The sequence below is a fragment of the Lysobacterales bacterium genome, assembly GCA_014946745.1.
Lineage (GTDB): Bacteria > Pseudomonadota > Gammaproteobacteria > Xanthomonadales > Xanthomonadaceae > Aquimonas.
Window position 1 is genome coordinate 348882 of record JADCRD010000002.1, and the last position, 14723, is coordinate 363604.

Below are 14723 nucleotides of genomic sequence, written 5' to 3' on the forward strand. Positions count from 1 at the left end.
ATGCGCGCCGACGCGCCGCAGTGCGCAGCCGCGCCTGCGCAGCCCGGGCGCTTTCCGCGAGCTTGCACTTCAGCAGCCCACCCGAACGAAGCGGCGCACCGCTACCATTCCCCTCCCACGTTTTGCGAATGAACCCCATGCGCCTACGCCGTTGTCATGCCCTGCTGATTGAACCCCGCGAGGTTCGCGAACTCGACCTTGAGGCGCTGCTGATGGGCCAGCCTCGTCTGCGCAGCACGCGGCGATGGATTGCGCTGGCCGCCCATATCGACGACGAGATCGAGCTGAGCGCCGAGCAGCTCGCGGCGCTGGGCGACATCTCCAGCGAAGACGCGGTGGAGCACGCGGCGCTTGCCGAACGTTTTGGCGCCGCACTGATCGACAGCCTGGTGGCGCAGCGACTGCTGCTGGCCGCGGACGAGTCCACCGAGGCCGATGCCCCGCTGCGCGCCGACGCCGCAGTGCGCAGTGGCCACTGGCGCGGCCTGGCGGCGGTCATGCATCGACACCTGCGCTGGCGCGGCGTCAACAGCGAAGAAGCGCGCACCTCGGGCGCGCTGGGCAATAGCGACCAGGAGATCCTGGAGCGCCTGGGCACGCCGCCCGAGGTCTCACGCGCGCGCGCCAGCGCGGAGGCCGCACAGCCCCTGCCTGCCCCGGCAGCCAATGTGCTGCCCAACAGCCCGCTGCGTGCCACCTGCCGCAACTTCGATGCCTCGCTCCGGCTGCCGCTGGAGGCCCTCGCCACAGTGCTGCACCGCGTGTACGGCGCGCAGGGCCGCAGCGTGGTGTCGGGCGTGCCGGTGCTGAAGAAGAACAGCCCCTCGGCCGGCGGCCTGCACCCGGTGGAGGCCTATCTGCTGGTGCGCCATGTCGAGGGGCTGGCGACCGGCCTCTACCACTATCGCCCTGACACCCACGCCCTGGAGCCGCTGCAGCCCTTGAGTGACGAAGAGGCCGCACGCTGCGCCAGCCTGTTCGTGGCGCACCAGCCCTGGTTTGTCGATGCACACGTGCAGGTGATCCTGGCGGCGCGATTCCGTCGCAACTACTGGAAGTACCGCAACCACGCCAAGGCCTACCGCGCGGTCATTCTCGACTCCGGCCACCTCTCGCAGATGCAGTACCTGGTGGCCACCGAGTTGGGCCTGGGCGCCTTCATCACCGCCGCCGTCAACGAGGGCGACATCGAAGACGCCTTCGGGCTCGACCCCATGCAGGAGGGGGTGATCGCCGTCACCGGCTTCGGCTGGCGCGGCGAGCGCATGGAGGTGCTGGAGTTCGACCCCTTGAAGCAGGTGTGGCCGGCATGGACGGCCGAGCCGCAGGGCTGAGAGCATGTGAAAAAACCATCCGCCTACTGCGGCCGCCTCTGGACGTCCGTGGCGGCAGCGCGCTCCGCGAATTCCGCGGTCATTTGGCTCGCCAAACTCCCTTGAACTCACGTCGCGCGCTTTGCCACGAACGCCCAGAGACGCCCTCGCTACGGCGTCTTGGTTTTTTCACACGCTCTGAGCGCCGTCGCCGCCCTGCCTGCCCGTTTCGAGCCGGGCGCGTTCTGCGCCGGGTTCTGTTCTGCCCCTGACGCGCCTGCGGCCAGGGTTTTCATCTCAGAAATCCAGGAGGTTTCCATGTCGCAGTTCGATGCCCTGAACCACTCCTCGCTTGATCTTTCCGCGCACGCCTTCGACCGCTCAAGCGCCGCCGATACCGGCACGCCGCCACAGCAGGCGCCGCGGCCACGCTTGAGCCAACAGCAGGCGCTGGAGCTGGTGCGTCTGCTGGCCAGCAGCGACAGCTTTCGCGCGCTGACGCTGAACCACCCGCAGCAGGCGCTGGAGCAGCTGGGCCTTGCGCCGGAAGTGGCCCTGCGCCTGCTGGAACCCAGCGCCGCCACCACCTGCCGCCTGGCCGACAAGGCCGTGTTCGCCGAACTGCTGGACGCGATGCAGGCCGGCGCTACGGCGTATCGCATGGATATGTCCGTGCCGCAGATCCGCATCCGCTGAGTTCCGGGACACGGACAAGAGCGAGGAGAGGCGGGGCAGCGCGAGCTGCCCCGCCGCCCTCGGGAACATCGAACCTGGGAGGCTGAGCCCGAGCCGACGGCTCTGGCACGAGGCGCGCTCGGCGGCATCGGTACGCCCAGGCCCCCGCCGACGCGCTACGCGAAGGAAAGCCTGGGAATGTCCATCGCCATCGCGACACTGGTGGCCTGGCTTTGCACGTGCTGCAGCAGCGCAGCGAACACCGCCCTGTCCGCCAGCTGCCGCTCGCGCAGGCACTTGCGGTCGAGCATGCCGATGACCTCGGCCGGCACGCCCATCGACAGCAGGGCCGTCGCCGGATCGGCGGCGTAGATCGCGCGGAACGCATCGTCCTGTGCCAGACGCGCAAGCAGGGCCTGACCCTGGGCCTGGCTCAGCGAGCGCGTCGGAGACGCTTCCAGCTGCGCTTCGCAGGCGGTGTCGAGGGTCTGGTTGTGGGCTGTGTACTGGTCCATGGGTCAAGTCTCCGGATTCAACAGAAGGTAGGAATGCAGGGCAGCGAACAGCCAGGCAGCGGCACTGATGCGAGACACCGCCTCAAGACAGCCGGATCTGCGGAACGATGAAGAACAGGGCGCGTCGAACCGAATCGTCCGCCAGCTGCGGCAGCAGTTCGGCGAAGCGCTGCTTCGAGGCGAGCTTGCACACCGAGTTGGCCGAGCCTTCCACGATCGACCTCGCACGGTCTGCAGGCACCCCAAGCTCACGCAGGGCCGCCGCGCAGTCCACCTCAAACAAGGCGCGAAAGTCATCGTCCTCGGCAAGCCTGGCGACCACGGCGACGCTCTCGTCGACCGTCAGTGCGGCCCGCTCTGACTCGCGGCGGGCCGAGGCCTTGCTGGAACTTGAATGCGATGCGGTGCGCGACTCGGCGCGTCGATCTTGTCTGATGATTTCCATGCTCTGGCCTCGTTTGGACGGTTCAGTCGAGGATATCGCAGGTGCAGATCACAAGCGGCAGCAGAACCCGGTGCACCGCACCGCTGTGCAGACAGGACGCTGCCCTGCCAAGACTGCAGGACGGAGCCGCAGCGATCAGCGGTAGGCGACAGTTGGGACGATCATCATCATCGCGACCATGGTCTCCCGAGACTGCATGTCCTGCACCAGCGCAGCGAACACCGCCTTGTCCGCCAGCTGCCGCTCGCGCAGGCACTTGCGGTCGAGCATGCCGATCACCTCAGCCGGCACGCCCATCGACAGCAGGGCCGTCGCCGGATCGGCGGCATAGATCGCGCGGAACGCATCGTCCTGCGCCAGACGCGCGAGCAGGGCTTGGCCCTGGGCCTGGCTCAGCGAGCGCGTCGGGGACGCTTCCAGCTGCGCTTCGCTGGCGGTGTCGAGGGTCTGGTTGTGGGCTGTGTACTGGTCCATGGGTCATATCTCCCGAGCGGATTGAAATGGTTTGAAGTGGTGGCCGCGGCTTAGCGCCAGCCTGTTCGTGGGGCACCAGCCCTGGTTTGTCGATGCGCATCTGCAGGTGATCCTGGCGGCGCGATTCCGTCGCAACTACTGGAAGCACCGCAACCACGCCAAGGCCTACCGCGCGGTCGTTCTAGACTCCGGCCACCTCTCGCGGATGCAGTACCTCGTGGCCACCGACTTGGGCTTGGGCGCCTTTATCACCGCCGCCGTCAAAGAGGGCGACATCGAAGACGCCTTCGGGCTCGACCCCATGCAGGAGTGCGCGATCGCCATCACATGCTTCGGCTGGCGGGGCGGGCGCATGGAGGTGCTAGAGTTCGGCCCGCTGAAGCAGGTGTGGCCGGCATGGACGGCCGAGCCGCAGGGCTGAGCGCCGTCGCCGCCCTGCCTGCCCGTTTCGAGCCTGGCGCGGCCTGCGCCGGGTTCGGTTCTGCCCCTGACGCGCCTGCGGCCAGGGTTTTCATCTCAGAAATCCAGGAGGTTTCCATGTCGCAGTTCGATGCCCTGAACCGCTCCACGTTTGATCACTCCGCGCACGCCTTCGACCGCTCAACAGCCGCCGATGCCGAGACGCCGCCGCAGCAGGCGCCGCGGCCACGCTTGAGCCAGCAGCAGGCGCTGGAGCTGGTCCGTCTGCTGGCCAGCAGCGACAGCTTTCGCGCGCTGACGCTGAACCACCCGCAGCAGGCGCTGGAGCAGCTGGGCCTTGCGCCGGAAGCGGCCCTGCGCCTGCTGGAACCCAGCGCCGCCACCACCTGCCGCCTGGCCGACAAGGCCGTGTTCGCCGAACTGCTGGACGCGATGCAGGCCGGCGCTACGGCGTATCGCATGGATATGACCGTGCCCACAGTTCGCATCCGCTGAGTTCCGGGACACCGACAAGAGCGAGGCGAGGCGGGGCAGCGCGAGCTGCCCCGCCCGCAGTCGGGAACGTCGAACGTGGGAGGCTGAGCTCGAACCAACGGCTCTGCGACCTTCCGGTGCACCGCACTGCCGTGCAGACAGGACGCCGCACCGCCAAGTGATCGGGAAACTCAAGCACTGACAGCACGGTTGTCGAGTCGGACGATCTGGCGTTGAGTTGAGCTTGCACGTAGCCCCGAGCCGCCGTGATGCGGCAGCGGCAGGCGCCGCTTCACTTCTTGGATTGAAGCGCGCGGCTGCCCGCCCACCTGCAGCTCAAGCAAGCGCAGCAGAGTTCTACTTTATGTTCGGCTGCCTCATGGTCATCGCCAGAAGAAATGCTTGCCCATTTATGTCTTCAAGCAACGCCTGGAAAGCCTCTTTGGGTGCCAGCTGCCGCACCTCCCGGCATTTGGGTGGCAAGCTCTCGATGGTGGCGATCGGGATACCAAGTTGCGCCATCGCCTAGGCAGGATCCCGCTCAAAGAGCGCTCTGACATCATCCTGGCTCGCGAGGGCCCTGCAGAGAGCAACCCCCTCAGATTGACTGAGCATTGGCTTGCAGGGCAGGTCGAGCGGTGCATCGCTTGCAGCATCGAGCGTCAGGATGTGGGTTGTGAACTGATCCATGGGTGGAACCTCCTCGGGCATACTTGCTTGTTGAATTCAAGGGCGCTCAATCATTTATGCAGGCCAGCTGCGCCTAGGATCAGCACTCAAGGTTGTCGAACGTCGCCGCCCGCAAACCCCGGCGGCAGGGCTTACAACCGAACCCGGGGCACCATCATCTGCATGGCAGTGAATATCTCGTTCGCGCTGGTTTCCTTCAGCGCCGCCTCGAAGTCCCGTTTCGGCGCGAGGCTGCAGGGCTCAAGGCATGAGGGGCAGAGTCTTGCGATCTCCTCGGGCGCCATGCCCATTTCGATCAGTGCGGACTTCGGGCTCGACTGAAACAACGAGCGGAACGCGTCGTCCCGGGACAAGCGCCGCAGAAGCTCGGTGCCCTGATCCAGTGACAGCATCCCTGCCCCTTCTCGCTTGGGCTCGATAGGCAGCTGCCCCTGCCGCTCCGGCTGCGAACCGCTCGCAGGCTGCTCCTTGTCACGCAGCACGTCGAACGTCTGCATAGAGGGTACTGGCTGGTCCATGGGTCGAATCTCCAAAGCGGATTGAAATGGTTTGAAGGGGTGGCCGCGGCCTGCCGCAGATCGGTGTCTGCCCAGCGAAGTGCGGAAGCGGCAATGCAAGCGCAGCCCCTGCGGAGCGTAAGCCAGCCCGATGCGCGAGGGTGAGCTCCGGGCTGTCATTTGCGCCGCCGAATCGTGCGGTGGCTCGCATATCCTGACATGGGTCGATCCGGGGGCTTGCTGTTAGCCAACCTATTCAAGCTCTCTGTCAGCGGCGCTCGGCGCCACCCGCACGGCGTCGCCGTTGCCCCTCTCGCATGCATGCACTGAAGAGTCCACGTGCGACGCATGAGACGTGGCGAGCGCGGTGCGATGGGGCACACTTGGCGATTCGTTCTGTGGGAGGTCTGTGGCGTGGCGATCAAGCGGTGCAAATTGGTGGTGCTGCAGCTTCGAGAAGAGCGTGCGGTGGATCTGGAAGCCCTGCTCTCGGGCGCGCCCAGCGTGGTTGCGCGAAACCGCTGGGTGGCCCTGGCGGCACATCGGGATGGCGAGGTGGAGCTGGATCAGAACGAGATCGCCCTCCTGGGTGCGGTCACGTCGCTGCATGGTTCGGAAAGAGCCGCCCTGGAGGCGCGCTTTGGCGCGGCGGCGGTGCAGCGGTTGCTGGATGAGCAGCTGCTCTGGGACGCCGCCACGCAGGCTTCGCCCGAGCCCTCCATCCTCGATGACTGGCACCCCTTGTCGGCGGTGGCCCATCGGCACTCGCGCTGGGCCGGGGTGGACACAGGCGCGGCGGCCGAGCAGTTGGCCCGTTCGGGGCAGCGCCTGACCGATGCACTGGGCGAGGCACCGCCCACCGTGGCCGAACCCGCAGCGACCTCGGCCCGGATCGACTTGCCGTCGGTGTCGCAGGGCGCGCTGGCCGAGCTGTGCCGCAGGCGCGTGACCTGCCGCAATTTCGATGCGGGCCGACCTGTCGCGCTGAAGACGATGTCGCGGGTGTTGGCCGGCACCTACGGCGCCATCGGTGAGTTCGCGATGGCGGGCGTGCGGGTGGTCAAGAAGCCGGTCGCCTCGGCCGGCGGGCTGCACGCCATCGAGCCCTATGTCATCGCGCAGCATGTGGAAGGCCTGCGGCCTGGGCTGTACCACTACAACGGCATACAGCACAGCCTGGGCCCGGTGCAGCTGCTTGAGCCTGTGGCGCTGCGGGCGCTGCTGAGCGAGGCGCTGGCCGGCCAGTTCTGGTTCGAGAACTGCCCGGTGTTCGTCGTTCACGTCGCACGCTTCGGACGCAACTTCTGGAAGTACCGTCGCCACGCCAAGGCGCTGCGCGCGCTGACGCTGGATTCAGGCCACCTCTCGCACCAGCAGTACCTGGCGGCCACCGAGTGCGGCCTGGCGGCGTTCATCACCGCAGCCATCAATGACCACACGCTGGAAACCGCCTTCGGCCTCGACCCGATGCAGCAGGGCGTCATGGCCATCAGCGGCTTCGGCTACCGCGGTGGCGCGATGGAGAACCTGGAGTTTGATCCCAACACCGTGGCGTGGGAGAACTGGGTGACCGAGGCGGCGGGGATGGAGTGAAAAAAGCGCCGCGCGTGAAGCCGCGCGGCGCTCTCATCCACGATCAACTGCAAGGTCAGCGTAGGCATTCGAGCCTCTCTCTGAGCCGAGCCTAAAGTGGGTCGACCATGGAATCTCAGAGAGACCCGTGACCCGCTGAAGCACCACTGGCAGCCGTGGCGGAGCGAGCGCCTAGCGTCTGCACGGCGCTCAGCTCTCTAGACTCGGACATCTGAACCTTCAGATGGTGGATCGAAAACGACATGGCCAGCCGGAAGGACTCGCCGCCGATGTCGGAAAGAATCTTCTCGAAGACGGCCTTGGGGGCTGCTTCCTGAGGCGACAGGCAACGGGGAGACAGCTGCATCATCTGCTGCGGGGAAAGGCCGATCTGCCGCAGGCCTTCAATAGGATTACGCGCGAACAGCGCGCGGAAGTCATCGTCCCCTGCCAGTCGACGGATCAGCGATTCGCCCAGGGGGCCGTCCAGAAGTACGTTGCTCATTTCTTGGCTCCAGAGTTTAGTTAGGCATCGGCGTGATAGGTACGTTTCAGGAATGATCCGAGAGTCTCCTTGACGCCGACGCCTCGCGAGTGTGCCACGCGTGCAGAGGATGATTGAAGGGAGGACGGGCTTTTTGTAGGAGCGAGATTGCTCGCGACCCGAAAGGTGGACGCAAAGCGCAGGCTGCGGTCGCCTGCAAGCTGGCTCCTACGAGAACCGCGCGCGGACCAATTCAGGCTTCTTCTAGAACACCTGTACCGCGGTTCGGGGCTGGGGCGTTCTGGGGCTTTCCGCGAGGCTTGAGGAAACCGAAGGCTGCGGCTTCAGGCCCATCGCCACCTGCCCAAGCGCCCTGCCCTGTGCCACCCTGCGCCGATGCATCACGACTGGACGACCCTGCCCCTGGGCGCCGGTGGGCGCAGCCTGATCGAGGCCAGCGCTGGCACCGGCAAGACCTGGACGATCGCCGTGCTCTACCTGCGCCTGCTGCTGGAGCAGGGCCTGTCGCCGCGCGCGATCGTGGTCACCACCTTTACCGAAGCCGCGGCGCAGGAGCTGCGCGAGCGGCTGCGTCGGCGGCTGCTGTGGGCGGAGACGCGGGCTGCGGGTTTCGTGAGCGCGATAGACCGCGGAGACTCACTGGGCCCCCGCCTGCGCGGGGGCGACGGGGAGGAAGTGGCTTCGGTGGGCTTGACTGCAGATCACGCGCGCGACGACGCACCCGCCGCCGACCCCGCCCTCGATTGGTTGCATGCGCGCTGGCGCACGCCCGGCGCCGTCGCGCGCGATCTGCAGGCGCTGCGGCTGGCGCTGGCCGAGCTGGAGCACGCGCCGGTCAGCACCCTGCACGGCCTGTGTCGGCGCATCCTGGCCGAGCAGCCTATCGAAGCCGGAGCGGACTTCCGCGCGGCCGAGCTGGTGTCCACCGAGAGCCTGCTGGATGAGCTCAGCGCGGATCTGTGGCGGCGCCTGCAGCAGGGCTCGGAGGACGAGCCGCTGTATCGGCTGCAGTTGATGACCGGCAGGCCGCTGTCGCTGGCCCAGCTGCGCGGACTGCTGAAGTCGACGCTGATGGCTGGCATCGAGGTCGAAGCGCCTGCACTGCCGATCGAGGACACGACCGCTGCGGCCTTGGCGCAGCCCGACGCCGCGCGCGCGGCGCAGCTGCAGGCGGTGGTCGACAATGCGGCGCTGTTCAACAAGCGCGCCAAGCTGCATCGCGCGCTGGCCGCGCTGGCGCAGGTCCTGGACCCCGCGCGCAACACGCAGGGCCTGCCGGCCTGGCAGTGCCTGAGCGCGGACGAGATCGAGGGGCTCGCGAATGCGCGTGCGCTCACCGCGGTCAGCAAGCTCGGCAAGACGCACGCCGGGCTGCTGGCCGCGACCGAATTCGCAGCCACGCTCTGCGAGCCCGTGCTGGCGCGCATGCAGGCGGCGCCGCAGGCCTTTCTGCATGCATTGGCCGCCGCCGGGCGCGCGCGCATGAATGCGCTGCTGCAACTGCGCCGGCAGCAGAGCTTCGACAGCCTGCTGGAGAGCGTGGATGCCGCACTCGCGCGCGAAGCGCAGGCGGCAGGCGATTCCGGCCGGCGGCCGCTGGCCGACACTCTGTTCGCGCAATGGCCGGTGGCCCTGGTCGATGAGTTCCAGGACACCGACGCCCTGCAGTTCGGCATCCTCGATCGGCTTTATCGCGACAGCGCGGGCGGCGAGCGCGGGCGGCTGGTGATGATCGGCGACCCCAAGCAGGCGATCTACCGCTTCCGCGGCGGCGACATCCACGCTTACCGGCGCGCGGCCGAACAGGTCGACGAGCACCTGAACCTGGCGGTGAACCAGCGCTCGTCGACGGCGCTGGTGGCCGGCTGCAATGCGCTGTTCGCGCTCGGCGGCGCGGCGCTGTCGGCGGATGTCGATCACGACATCCGCTACCTGCCCGTGCAGGCCGCGGGCCGCGCCGACGCCAAGCCCTATCGCATCGGCGGCAGCGCACCCGAAGCGGCGCTGGTGCTGCATTTCCAGGCCGATAGCGCCGGCGGCCAGGACGCGCGTCGACAGGCCGCGCTGCGCGCCTGCGCCAGCCAGATCGTCGAGCTGCTGAACGATCCCGAACACACGCTGGACGACCGCCGCATCGGCCCGGCCGACCTCGCCGTGCTGCTGCCGCGCGCGGCCGACATCGCGGACCTGCGTCTGCTGCTGGAAGCGCGCGGCGTGCCTTGCGTGGCGACCAGTCGCGACAGCGTGCTGGCCGGCGACACCGCGCGCGAGCTGCAGGTGCTGCTGCACGGCGTGGTGCATCCGGGCGATGCCGGCGCCCTGCGTGCAGCCGCGGCGACGCGGCTGTGGGGCGCGCGCTTCGCCGAACTCCGCCGCTGGCGGGACGAGCCCGAGGGCCTGCAGCAGGTGGCGCTGCGCTTCCGCGGCCTGCAGGCGCTGCTGATCGAACGCGGCGTGGCCGGGCTGATCGAGGCCCTGCTGGAACAGATCGCCGAACGCGCGCTGTCGACGCGGCGCGGCGAGCGCCTGCTGACCGACCTGCGTCATCTGGGCGAGCTGCTGCAGGAGGCCAGCGAAGACCTCGGCGGCCCCGAGGAACTGCTGGCCTGGCTGCAGCACCAGCGCGAGGGCGCGGCCATCGACGAAGCCGCCGCCGACGAGCGCCAGCTGCGCATCGAATCGCAGCAGCCGCGGCTGCGCCTGCTGACCCTGCATGCCAGCAAAGGCCTGGAGTTTCCGATCGTGTTCCTGCCGCTGATGTGGGCCAATGGCGCGGGCGCTGATCGCGCGCCCTGGCGGCGCAGCGACGCGCACAGCGCACGTCCACGCCTGAGCTATGCGGACGACGCCAAGGCGCAGCAGCAGGCCGATCTGCAGGACGAGCGCTTCCGCCTGCTCTACGTGGCGCTGACCCGCGCGGTGCATGCCTGTCATGTGTATGCGCTGGACCCGCTGCGGCCGAAGCGCGCGGGCTGGAACGTCCAAGCGCATCAGGGCGTGGATGCCGCACCGCTGGACGTGCTGCTGCAGCGCCTGTTCGAAGCGCGGCCGGAGCTTGCTGCGGCCTTGAAGGTGGGCGAAGCACCGGCGCTTGAACCTGTCGGCCTGCGCGCGGCGTGGCCCGCTGTCACGCGCACGCGCTACGCCGCGCCTGAAGCCGCCGAGTCACCGCGGCGCGCGCGCGAGTTGCGGCCGCTGCCGGCGCGCGCGCCCGAAGCCAAGCACAGCTTCACCTCGCTGAGCCGCGCCGGGCGCGCGCAGAGCGAGATCGTGCTGGATGCGGAAGCACCGGCGCAGGACGAGTTCCTGCCGGTCGAGACGGCAAGCGTCGAGAGCGATCCACTGGAGCCGCCGCACCCCGAGCTGCTGGCGCTGGCCGGCCTGCGCGGCGCGGGCTTCGGCAACGCCCTGCACAGCCTGCTGGAGCTGCGCGCGATTGGTGTCTCACTGCGGCAGCAACGGGAGCATGTGCAGAGCACACTGGCCGGCGCCGGCCTGCGCACGCGCGACTTCGAGCCGCTGGGGCTGGCAAGGTTCAGCGAGCGGCTGGCGCAGCGGCTGGATGCCGCACTCGCCGCGCCCTTGGGCCTGCAGCAGGCGCCGCGGCTGGCGCTGGGCGATGTGCCGGCACAGGATCAGCGCGCCGAGCTGGGCTTCGACTTCGCCCTGCCCGAGATCGCGCTGGCGGATCTCGCTGCGGCCTGCGCGCGGCACGGCGAGCCAGACCTGGTGCCGCATTCCTCACGCCGGGTGGCGGGCCTGATGAGCGGCAAGATCGATCTGGTGTTCCGCGCCGGTGGCCGCTTCCACGTGCTCGACTACAAGGGCAACTGGCTGGGCGAGCGCGTGGCCGACTACACGGGCGAACGCCTCACCGCGGCGATGGACCACAGCCAGTACCGCTTCCAGGCCCTGCTGTACACGCTGGCGCTGGACCGCTACCTGCGGCAGCGCCTGGGCGATGCGTACGGGCGTGAACAGCAGCTCGGCGAATGCGTGTATCTGTTCCTGCGCGCGGCCGGGTTGGCCCCCGGTGCGGGCGTGTGGCGGCAGCGCTTTGCGGCGGACCTGATCGAGTACGCGCAGGCGGCGCTGGCCGGGGCTTGGCTCACGGAGGTGGCGGCATGAGCGCGGCGTGGGACGCCGCCGGTCGCTTCGACTTCCGGCGCCGGCTGGGCGAGGGTTTCGACGGCGAGGACGGCGAGCTGCGCGCGATCGATCGCGCGGTGGCGCGCTGGGTGCTGGCGCACGGCGGCTCGATGCTGCTGGCGCGGGTTGCGGCCGCGGCCAGTCGCGCCGAGGGCGAAGGCGACAGCGTGCTGGTGCTCGCAGGGGACGGCAGCGGGCGCTTTATCGCGCCGCTGGACGAAGACGCCTTGGTCGAGCTGGCAAAGGAAGCGCTGGTGGCGAGCGTCGAACAGGCGGCGCAGATGGCGACCGAGGGCGATGCAGATGCGGGGGCGGCGGCGCTTGGCTGGGCTTTCGTGCTGGACGGCGTGCAGTTCTATCTGCGCCGGAGCTTTGCGCATGAGCAGGCCTTGGCGGGGATGTTGCGGGCGCGCCGTGAGGGTACGTGTGCGGCGGGGAGCGGGACCGGGGCGGGTTCGGGCTTCGGTGGGTCAAGACCCACCCTATGGGATGCCGAGGCTGCGGCGGGGTCGGGCAAGACGCGGATCGAGAACGAGGCGGGGTCGAGCAGGGCGCTGATCGAGAACGAGGCGGGGTCGAGCTTCGGTGGGTCAAGACCCACCCTATGGGATGCCGAGGCTGCGGCGGGGTCGGGAAAGGCGCGGATTGAGACCGGGGCGGGGTCGGGATTCGGTGGGTCGAGACCCACCCTATGGGATGCCGGAGGCGCGGGCGGGCTGGGCGGCGATGCGCTTGAGAGTTGGATCGACCCGCTGTTCGCCGGCGATCGCAGCGCGGCGGTGCGAGCGCAGCGCGCGGCGGTGGCGGGCTTCGCGGATCGCCGCCTGTTCGTGCTGACCGGCGGGCCGGGCACGGGCAAGACCACCACGGTGCTGCGCATGCTGCTGCTGCGTCTGCGCGCGCACCAGCAGCGTTTCGGCGTGCTGCCGCGGCTGCGGCTGGCCGCACCCACTGGCAAGGCGGCGCAGCGGCTGGCGGAGAGTCTGCAGAGCGGGGCCAGTGCGCTGCGGGCGCAAGGGCTCGCGGTCGACTGGGCGCCCGCGCTCGATCACGTACTCGCCGCCGAGGCCGGCACCCTGCATCGCCTGCTCGGCAGCCGCGGGCCGGCGCGCGGCCATGCCTGGCATCGCGGGCGTCGGCTGCCGCTGGACCTGCTGGTGATCGATGAGGCCTCGATGGTCGATTTGGCCGTGCTGCGCGCCAGCGTCGAGGCCCTGCCCGAGTATGCGACGGTGCTGCTGGTGGGCGACGCCGAGCAGCTGGCCTCGGTCGGCACCGGCTCGGTGCTGCGTGATCTGGTCGAGGCGCTGCAGCAGGATCCGCGCGGCGATCTGGTTCGGCTGCAGCACAGCTTTCGCGCCGAGGCCGCGCTGCAGCCCTTGAATTCGGCGATCGCCGCGGGCGATGCCGGCGGCTTTGCCGAGGCCGCCGCGCACGCAGGCGGAGCCTTCGCGCTGCGCGCGGTCAAGGACGCGCGCGGTCTGCAGTCCGCCCTGGTGGATCATGCGCAGCAACTGCACCTGGCGCTGGAGGCAGGCCAGGTGTTCGCGTCGCTACCGCTCGATGAGGCCGCGCGGGCACAGGCGATCACGCGCGCGCACGCCGCCCTGCGCGAGACCCAGCTGCTGTGCGCCTTGCGTCAGGGCCCGTTTGGCGCACTCGCCTGTGACGCGGCGATCGATGTCGCCTTGAAGCGCCGGCTCAGTCTTCCCGAAGGCCAGGCCTGGTATCCGGGGCGCGCGGTCATCGTGCTGCAGAACGACTACGCCGCCGGCCTGTTCAACGGCGACATCGGCCTGTGCCTGCGCGCGGCCGATGGCAGCCTGCGGGTGTGGTTCGAAGCGCGCGGTGTGGAGGCTGCCGGTCTTCGCGGGCTGGCTCCCGGCGCCCTGCCCCTGCACGGCGGCGGCTTCGCGCTCAGCGTGCACAAGAGCCAGGGCAGCGAGTACGGCGAAGTCGCCCTGCTGCTGCCGCCCGATCCCGAGCACCCGATCCTCGGCCGCGCCCTGCTCTACACCGGCGCCACCCGCGCGCGCCGCGCGCTGTCGCTGTGGAGTACCGAAGCCGCGCTGCGCACGGCGCTGTCGCGCCCAACCCAGCGCGTCAGCGGGCTGGCGGCGCGGCTGCTGGCGGGCTGACGATGTGCCCGAGAACGCGCAGGGCCGCCAGGTGCGCCGGGCCTTTCGACGCGACACGTGCGCATGCCGCTGGCGTTGCTGCATGCGCGGCGTCACCGGTGTCCGTTGATCAGCAAAGGCGACGCACGCATGCCGCAGGCTTCGCTGCATGCGCGGCGTCTCTCTCGGTTGTTGAACCGATCGGCGCCGCGCATCCGACCTTGCGCCCGGGGAAAGCCGAGCGCCACGCGGAGCCCGCAAAACCGTGCGCTGACATCAGCAGTCTTGCGGGCAGTGCGCTCAGCCGGCTTCGGCGAGCTGCTTCAGATTCGCCAGCCCCGCTTCGAAGTCCGGGCCGACGAGATCGTCCATGAACAGCCCGAACCAGCGGTTGATCGGGTTGCCGCCCATGTCGCCCTCGTTGCTCCAGGACAGGCGCACGCCACTGCCGGAGGGTTCGATCCGCAGCACACCCTTTGACTCCATGCCGAACTCTGGAAAGCGCAGCACGTAGTCGATGCGTTCGCCCGGGACAGCCGCGGTGAACTCCATCGACCCGTTGCCTTCGGTCACGCTCTGCCACGACCAGCCGGCGCCCAGGCCCGACTCCGGGCCGGTGTACTCGATCCGCATGGCCGGATCGCGCGCGTTCCAGGCCGACCAGCGTTTCCACTCGCGCGGTGAGGCGATCAGCGCGAAGACCTCAGCGGCCGGTGCCTCGATCTGCACCGCGCGTTCGACCTTGAACGCGGAAGGCAGGGCGAAGCCTGCCGCGACGAGGCCGCAGATGACGAGCACCAGACCGGCCAGCAACTTCAAAACGAGTTTCATTGGAGCTCTCCCCCCGGAAGCGTTCAGCAGCCTAGCAGCCCAGACC

General features: G+C 69.2%; 13 protein-coding genes. 7 read left to right on the forward strand and 6 right to left on the reverse strand.

Going from position 1 to position 14723, the window contains the following annotated elements:
- Nucleotides 1-137 precede the first annotated feature (137 nt).
- Together H4O13_13760 and H4O13_13765 are read left to right on the forward strand one after the other, a co-directional pair.
- On the forward strand, nt 138-1334 hold the full coding sequence (locus tag H4O13_13760) for a putative peptide maturation dehydrogenase (protein ID MBE5316455.1): 1197 nt from the start codon (nt 138-140) through the stop codon (nt 1332-1334).
- 297 nt (nt 1335-1631) lie between these two features.
- A complete protein-coding gene (locus tag H4O13_13765) occupies nt 1632-2009 on the forward strand; it encodes an NHLP-related RiPP peptide (protein MBE5316456.1) in 378 nt (125 codons plus the stop codon).
- A 155-nt stretch (nt 2010-2164) separates the two neighbouring features.
- Here H4O13_13765 and H4O13_13770 read toward each other — a convergent pair whose 3' ends face one another.
- The 3 genes from H4O13_13770 to H4O13_13780 form a co-directional block, all read right to left on the reverse strand.
- Entirely contained in the window at nt 2165-2503 is a 339-nt protein-coding gene (locus H4O13_13770) for an NHLP-related RiPP peptide (GenBank protein ID MBE5316457.1), read from the reverse strand.
- Nucleotides 2504-2585: 82 nt separating this feature from the next.
- Nucleotides 2586-2948 carry an NHLP-related RiPP peptide gene (locus H4O13_13775; protein MBE5316458.1) on the reverse strand — a complete coding sequence of 121 codons (363 nt, stop codon included), beginning with the start codon at nt 2946-2948 and terminating at the stop codon, nt 2586-2588.
- A 135-nt stretch (nt 2949-3083) separates the two neighbouring features.
- The gene (locus H4O13_13780; GenBank protein MBE5316459.1) at nt 3084-3422 is read right to left on the reverse strand and encodes an NHLP-related RiPP peptide; all 339 of its coding nucleotides are present in this window, start codon (nt 3420-3422) and stop codon (nt 3084-3086) included.
- 31 nt (nt 3423-3453) lie between these two features.
- On the opposite strand from H4O13_13780, the gene H4O13_13785 reads away from it, so the two are divergent.
- A complete protein-coding gene (locus tag H4O13_13785; protein MBE5316460.1) occupies nt 3454-3843 on the forward strand; it encodes a nitroreductase family protein in 390 nt (129 codons plus the stop codon).
- Nucleotides 3844-3959: 116 nt separating this feature from the next.
- Nucleotides 3960-4337 carry an NHLP-related RiPP peptide gene (locus H4O13_13790; protein MBE5316461.1) on the forward strand — a complete coding sequence of 126 codons (378 nt, stop codon included), beginning with the start codon at nt 3960-3962 and terminating at the stop codon, nt 4335-4337.
- Nucleotides 4338-5137: 800 nt separating this feature from the next.
- Here the strand turns inward: H4O13_13790 and H4O13_13795 are convergent.
- A complete protein-coding gene (locus H4O13_13795) occupies nt 5138-5524 on the reverse strand; it encodes an NHLP-related RiPP peptide (protein MBE5316462.1) in 387 nt (128 codons plus the stop codon).
- Between the two features lie 420 nt (nt 5525-5944).
- On the opposite strand from H4O13_13795, the gene H4O13_13800 reads away from it, so the two are divergent.
- Nucleotides 5945-7096: a putative peptide maturation dehydrogenase gene (locus tag H4O13_13800; protein MBE5316463.1), complete on the forward strand. Its 1152-nt coding sequence runs from the start codon at nt 5945-5947 to the stop codon at nt 7094-7096.
- A 115-nt stretch (nt 7097-7211) separates the two neighbouring features.
- On the opposite strand, the gene H4O13_13805 is transcribed toward H4O13_13800, so the two are convergent.
- The gene (locus H4O13_13805) at nt 7212-7580 is read right to left on the reverse strand and encodes an NHLP-related RiPP peptide (protein MBE5316464.1); all 369 of its coding nucleotides are present in this window, start codon (nt 7578-7580) and stop codon (nt 7212-7214) included.
- Between the two features lie 375 nt (nt 7581-7955).
- Between H4O13_13805 and H4O13_13810 the strand changes: the two genes are divergently transcribed.
- Nucleotides 7956-11708 (forward strand): UvrD-helicase domain-containing protein, encoded by a 3753-nt coding sequence (locus tag H4O13_13810; protein MBE5316465.1) that lies wholly within the window; start codon nt 7956-7958, stop codon nt 11706-11708.
- Nucleotides 11705-13867 carry an exodeoxyribonuclease V subunit alpha gene (gene recD, locus H4O13_13815; GenBank protein MBE5316466.1) on the forward strand — a complete coding sequence of 721 codons (2163 nt, stop codon included), beginning with the start codon at nt 11705-11707 and terminating at the stop codon, nt 13865-13867. The genes H4O13_13810 and recD overlap by 4 nt, the downstream gene beginning before the upstream one ends.
- A 279-nt stretch (nt 13868-14146) precedes the next feature.
- On the opposite strand, the gene H4O13_13820 is transcribed toward recD, so the two are convergent.
- Complete coding sequence (locus tag H4O13_13820) at nt 14147-14677, reverse strand: SRPBCC family protein (protein ID MBE5316467.1); 531 nt, start codon at nt 14675-14677, stop codon at nt 14147-14149.
- Nucleotides 14678-14723: the final 46 nt, after the last annotated feature.

Excerpts from the sequence above, each read along its gene's own strand:
- H4O13_13760 (MBE5316455.1), top strand. The coding sequence starts at position 138 with ATGCGCCTACGCCGTTGTCATGCCCTGCTGATTGAACCCCGCGAGGTT.
- H4O13_13765 (MBE5316456.1), top strand. The coding sequence starts at position 1,632 with ATGTCGCAGTTCGATGCCCTGAACCACTCCTCGCTTGATCTTTCCGCG.
- H4O13_13770 (MBE5316457.1), bottom strand. The coding sequence starts at position 2,503 with ATGGACCAGTACACAGCCCACAACCAGACCCTCGACACCGCCTGCGAA.
- H4O13_13775 (MBE5316458.1), bottom strand. The coding sequence starts at position 2,948 with ATGGAAATCATCAGACAAGATCGACGCGCCGAGTCGCGCACCGCATCG.
- H4O13_13780 (MBE5316459.1), bottom strand. The coding sequence starts at position 3,422 with ATGGACCAGTACACAGCCCACAACCAGACCCTCGACACCGCCAGCGAA.
- H4O13_13790 (MBE5316461.1), top strand. The coding sequence starts at position 3,960 with ATGTCGCAGTTCGATGCCCTGAACCGCTCCACGTTTGATCACTCCGCG.
- H4O13_13795 (MBE5316462.1), bottom strand. The coding sequence starts at position 5,524 with ATGGACCAGCCAGTACCCTCTATGCAGACGTTCGACGTGCTGCGTGAC.
- H4O13_13805 (MBE5316464.1), bottom strand. The coding sequence starts at position 7,580 with ATGAGCAACGTACTTCTGGACGGCCCCCTGGGCGAATCGCTGATCCGT.
- H4O13_13810 (MBE5316465.1), top strand. The coding sequence starts at position 7,956 with ATGCATCACGACTGGACGACCCTGCCCCTGGGCGCCGGTGGGCGCAGC.
- recD (MBE5316466.1), top strand. The coding sequence starts at position 11,705 with ATGAGCGCGGCGTGGGACGCCGCCGGTCGCTTCGACTTCCGGCGCCGG.
- H4O13_13820 (MBE5316467.1), bottom strand. The coding sequence starts at position 14,677 with ATGAAACTCGTTTTGAAGTTGCTGGCCGGTCTGGTGCTCGTCATCTGC.